This is a genomic window from Rhodoferax sp. (assembly GCF_028714215.1).
Classification (GTDB): Bacteria; Pseudomonadota; Gammaproteobacteria; order Burkholderiales; family Burkholderiaceae_C; genus Rhodoferax.
On sequence record NZ_JAQTMS010000111.1, the window covers coordinates 1 to 2,772 of the forward strand.

Sequence of the window (2,772 nt, forward strand, 5' to 3'; positions counted from 1 at the left end):
GGCGCAGGTCATTGAGTGAATCGGCGTTGCGCAGGGCGTCCTCATAGGTGATCAGGTTGGCTTCGTAGGCGTCGTACAAAGCCTGGTCGAAAGTCTGCATGCCCAGGTTGCGGCTTTTCTTCATGATTTCCTTGATCTCGGAGACTTCGCCCTTGAAGATCATGTCGGAGATGAGCGGGGTGTTGAGCATGATCTCGACCACCGCATAGCGCCCGCGCCCATCCTGTTTCGGGATCAGCCGCTGCGACACCAGCGCCTTCAGGTTGAGCGACAAGTCCATCAGCAACTGCGCGCGGCGCTCTTCAGGGAAAAAATTGATGATGCGGTCCAGCGCCTGGTTGGCGCTGTTGGCGTGCAAGGTGGCGAGACACAAATGCCCGGTCTCGGCAAACGCGACCGCATGCTCCATGGTTTCGCGGTCGCGAATCTCGCCCATCAGAATCACATCGGGCGCCTGGCGCAGGGTATTTTTGAGCGCCGCCTCCCAACTGTCGGTGTCGATTCCGACCTCACGCTGGGTCACCACACAGTTTTTGTGCTGATGCACAAACTCGATCGGGTCTTCCACCGTGATGATGTGGCCAAACGAGTTTTCGTTGCGCCAGTCAACCATCGCGGCCAGGGTGGTCGATTTGCCGGAGCCGGTGGCGCCCACCAAAATGCACAAGCCGCGCTTGGCAGAGGCCACTTCCTTGAGTACCGGGGGCACACCCAAGCCGTCAATAGTGGGCACGCTCAGCGGAATGACCCGCAACACCAACCCGACCCGGCCCTGCTGGATAAAGGCGCTGACGCGAAAACGGCCAACACCGGGCGGTGCGATGGCAAAGTTGCATTCTTTGGTGCGTTCAAACTCAGCCACCTGCTTGTCGCTCATGATCGAGCGCGCCAAGGACATGGTGTGCGCCGCGGTGAGCGCTTGGGGCGAGACCTTGGTGACCTTGCCGTCCACCTTGACGGCAGGCGGAAACTCGGCCGTGAGGAACAAATCACTGCCGTTGCGGCTGATCATCAGCTTGAGCAGATCGTTGATGAATTTGGTGGCTTGATCGCGTTCCATGAGAACACCTCGTTGTTAATTGGGTCGTAGGGGCAGCGCAACACACGCCGTGACCAGCGTGGGAGCCCTGCTTTAGCCGGGGAAATTCTCCGGAATCTTGGCTTTCGAGCGCGCTTCCGACGGACTGATGATGTTGCGTTTGACCAGATCACTCAGGTTCTGATCCAGTGTTTGCATGCCCACACTGTTGCCGGTCTGAATGCTCGAATACATCTGCGCCACCTTGGCCTCACGGATCAAATTGCGGATGGCACTGGTGCCGAGCATGATCTCGTGCGCCGCGACCCGGCTCTGGCCGTCCTTGGTTTTGCACAAGGTCTGCGAGATCACGGCCTGCAGGGATTCGGACAACATGGCGCGCACCATCTCTTTTTCTTCGGCCGGAAAGACATCGATGACGCGGTCAATGGTCTTGGCAGCGCTGGAGGTATGCAAGGTGCCAAACACCAGGTGGCCGGTTTCGGCGGCGGTCATGGCCAGGCGGATGGTTTCCAGGTCGCGCATTTCGCCCACCAGAATGGCGTCCGGGTCTTCGCGCAGGGCCGAGCGCAGTGCGGCGGCAAAACTGAGCGTGTGGGTGCCAACCTCGCGCTGGTTGACCAGACATTTTTTGGACTCGTGCACAAACTCGATCGGGTCTTCCACCGTCAGGATGTGGCCGAACTCGGTTTCATTGAGAAAGTTGACCATGGCCGCCAGGGTGGTCGACTTGCCGGAGCCGGTGGGGCCGGTCACCAGCACCAGACCGCGCGGTTTGAGCGCCAGATCGGCAAAAATCTTCGGTGCGTTCAATTGCTCCAGGGTCAAGATTTTGCTCGGGATGGTCCGAAACACGGCACCCGCCCCGCGTTGCTGGTTGTAGGCATTGACCCGAAAGCGGGCCAGCCCTTCAATCTCGAACGAAAAATCGACCTCCCAAAACTCTTCATACACCTTGCGTTGCGAGTCGTTCATGATGTCATACACCATGGCATGCACCTGCTTGTGATCGAGCGCTTCGACGTTGATGCGCCGCACGTCGCCATTGACGCGAATCATGGGGGGCAGACCGGAGGAGAGGTGCAGGTCAGACGCCTTGTTCTTGACGCTGAAGGCCAGTAATTGGGTTATGTCCACAAAGTTCCCGATGGTTTGTTACGCTTACGGTAATTATGACCACGAATCAAAAACAACTTCAGATCCAACTGCAAAGTGTTCGCGCGCGCGTCGCGGCCGCGTGCCAGGCCGCCGGCCGTGCGGCCAGCGAGGTCACCCTGCTGGCCGTCTCCAAAACCGTTGATCCCGAGGTCGTGACGCAGGCTTTTGAAGCCGGACAGACCGCCTTTGGCGAGAACTACATCCAAGAGGCGGTGGAGAAAATCAGTCACTTGCGCCATTTGCCGCTTGAGTGGCACTGCATCGGTCCGATCCAGAGCAACAAGACAAGGCTGGTGGCCGAGCACTTTGACTGGGTGCAGACGCTGGATCGACTCAAGATTGCACAACGTCTGAGCGAGCAGCGCCCGGCCGGTCGGCCACCGCTCCAGGTTTGTATTCAGGTCAACGTGGATGGTGGCGCCAGCAAGTCGGGCGTAGCGCCGGGCGAGGCGCTGGCGCTCGCCCAGCGCGTGGCCGAGCTGCCCAACTTGCGCCTGCGCGGCATCATGAGCATTCCCGAGCCGGCTCCTGATTTTGTAGCTGCTTGCGCCCTGTTTGCGAGGGTCAGGGTGGTA

The 2,772-nt window shown here is 59.6% G+C and carries 3 protein-coding genes; 1 reads left to right on the top strand and 2 read right to left on the bottom strand.

What is annotated here, in order from left to right:
- Both PHS32_RS24100 and PHS32_RS24105 read right to left on the bottom strand, forming a co-directional pair.
- Positions 1–1,060, bottom strand: a 1,060-nt coding sequence (locus tag PHS32_RS24100) for a PilT/PilU family type 4a pilus ATPase (RefSeq protein WP_301082165.1), incomplete at its 3' end; no start/stop codon positions are given.
- A 72-nt stretch (positions 1,061–1,132) separates the two neighbouring features.
- Positions 1,133–2,176 (bottom strand): type IV pilus twitching motility protein PilT, encoded by a 1,044-nt coding sequence (locus tag PHS32_RS24105; protein ID WP_301082166.1) that lies wholly within the window; start codon positions 2,174–2,176, stop codon positions 1,133–1,135.
- A gap of 35 nt (positions 2,177–2,211) precedes the next feature.
- Between PHS32_RS24105 and PHS32_RS24110 the strand changes: the two genes are divergently transcribed.
- A partial coding sequence (locus PHS32_RS24110; protein ID WP_301082168.1) for a YggS family pyridoxal phosphate-dependent enzyme occupies positions 2,212–2,772 on the top strand: 561 nt, incomplete at its 3' end.